This is a genomic window from Streptomyces sp. NPDC005070 (assembly GCF_053600395.1).
This window is the reverse complement of sequence record NZ_JBSFZS010000450.1, coordinates 1-1714: the sequence shown is the minus strand read 5'-3', so window position 1 is coordinate 1714 and position 1714 is coordinate 1. Positions and strand designations below refer to the sequence as shown.

The window sequence follows — 1714 nt, the reverse complement described above, 5'->3', positions numbered from 1 at the left end:
GAGCCGAGGGGCGGCCGTAGAGGTGACGGCCGAAGCCTGCGCCTCGCGCTTCGTCGTGAAGGCCGGCGAACGGACTGCCGCCACGGGCACGGTCACCTTGTTGTGACTCGGGCCATGTGTCGTTCACCGCTCTGAACTGCCACAGGCGGTTGATTCGACGTGACTGCCTTCCCTGGCCGGTGTGGCAAGGAGCCGACCGGCGAGGCTCCTACCATCCCAGTGTGCCGGGTGCTCCCTTGAAGGGGCCTTGTACGTCTGTGGTGATCCAGCCGCCGTAGAAGTCTCCGTCCTGGGCCTGAACCTGTTCATCGCCGACGACGCAGCGGTCCACGCTGCCGGGATAGAAAGCGACGTAGTCCTTGAGAACCGTGTAGGCGGGATGGGGGCCGGGGTAGCTCCAGGCGGCACGGCAACGCACCTCGTGGCCGATGATCACATCCCAGTAGCGTGCGCTGCCTTTCCATTCGCACCAGGAGTGTCCGTCGGCCGGGAACAGCAGATCGGACGAGACATCTCCCGGTGAGATGTAGAACGTCGGTGGGTGGCTGGTCTCCAGTACCCGCAAGGCGCGTCGAGTCTCGGCGACCACACGGCCACCGCATTCCACCCGGACGGGGCGGTCGTCCTGTACTACGGCGGGAGGCCGTGGATAGTCCCAAACGGACTCGATCTCGCGACCGGTGAACTGGCTCATGTCGTCTCCTCGCCCTGAGCGCACGCCCGCCGTTGGAGCGTGCGTCTCCTTTTCCCCGCCTCCCGCGCCTTTGGATGAGATGTAGATGGGACCGGCTGGATCGGCGTCGCCGAGTTCCGCGTCCCCGGTGCGCATCCATGTGTACTCACATGCGCGAAGTAGGGGTGACATTCCCGCAGCGACAGCCAGTGGTCGAGAGGCGACCCATGACGGAGTGGATGGTCCGGCCGGACGGTGGCCGTGCGCAGGGCCGAGGCTGTCCCCATGCCGCCGACGGGGCCCCGGCACCGGCATCCCGGAGCCGCGTGTGCCTGGAGTGCTCAGCTCAAGGGCGCGACGAGACGCGTCTGAGGGTCTGCCTGACCTGCGGCCACGTGGGATGCAGCGACAGCGCGCCGGGTGCCCACGCCACCGCTCACTTCGAATCGAGCGGTCACCCCCTCGCACGGTCCGCGGAGCCGGGGGAGGAAGCGTGGGCCTGGTGCTACGTCGATGAAGTGTTCCTGTGTCCGCGCGACGGCCGCTCGCCACAGTGAGCGGTGAAGACCGGCTTCCCCGAACTCGGTTGGCGTGATCTTTCGGCAGTCCGCATGGATGTATGGCCACTACATGGTGTCTACTTCTTCCGGAGCGGTCCCGTCCCGGGCCGTGCGCCGGTACAGCACGGGGCCCCACACCCGTCGGCGGCACCAAGGCGCCACCGTCGAAGGGGCAGGGTGTGGAGAGCATCACCAAGAACAGGCAGTCGCCCCGCACGCTGTGCGCCATGATCGAGCGCGCCTCCCGCTGATCCCCGGGATCGACGGCGTCGTCCGGGGAGCTGACGGCCGCCTTCGTTACACGATCCTCGACGAGACTTCCCTGGGGACTCTGGCCGAGCGCACGGTCATGGAACCCGACCGCAGCATCCTGCTGCCGAAGGACGTCGACCCGGTGACCGTCGCCGCGGCGATGAATCCCGCCATGTCCTCCTGGGTGGCGCTGCGCCGACGTATCGGCTTCAAGCGAGGCCGGAGCGTG

Annotated in this window: 2 protein-coding genes and 1 pseudogene; 2 read left to right on the top strand and 1 reads right to left on the bottom strand. The window is 67.7% G+C overall.

What is annotated here, in order from left to right:
* Positions 1–208: 208 nt before the first annotated feature.
* The gene (locus tag ACWEBX_RS40135) at positions 209–694 is read right to left on the bottom strand and encodes a DUF427 domain-containing protein (protein WP_451889632.1); all 486 of its coding nucleotides are present in this window, start codon (positions 692–694) and stop codon (positions 209–211) included.
* Between the two features lie 218 nt (positions 695–912).
* Between ACWEBX_RS40135 and ACWEBX_RS40130 the strand changes: the two genes are divergently transcribed.
* Both ACWEBX_RS40130 and ACWEBX_RS40125 read left to right on the top strand, forming a co-directional pair.
* Positions 913–1230, top strand: a complete 318-nt coding sequence (locus ACWEBX_RS40130) for a UBP-type zinc finger domain-containing protein (protein WP_451889633.1) — start codon at positions 913–915, stop codon at positions 1228–1230.
* Positions 1231–1453: 223 nt separating this feature from the next.
* Positions 1454–1714: pseudogene (locus ACWEBX_RS40125) on the top strand (quinone oxidoreductase family protein); the annotation flags it as partial.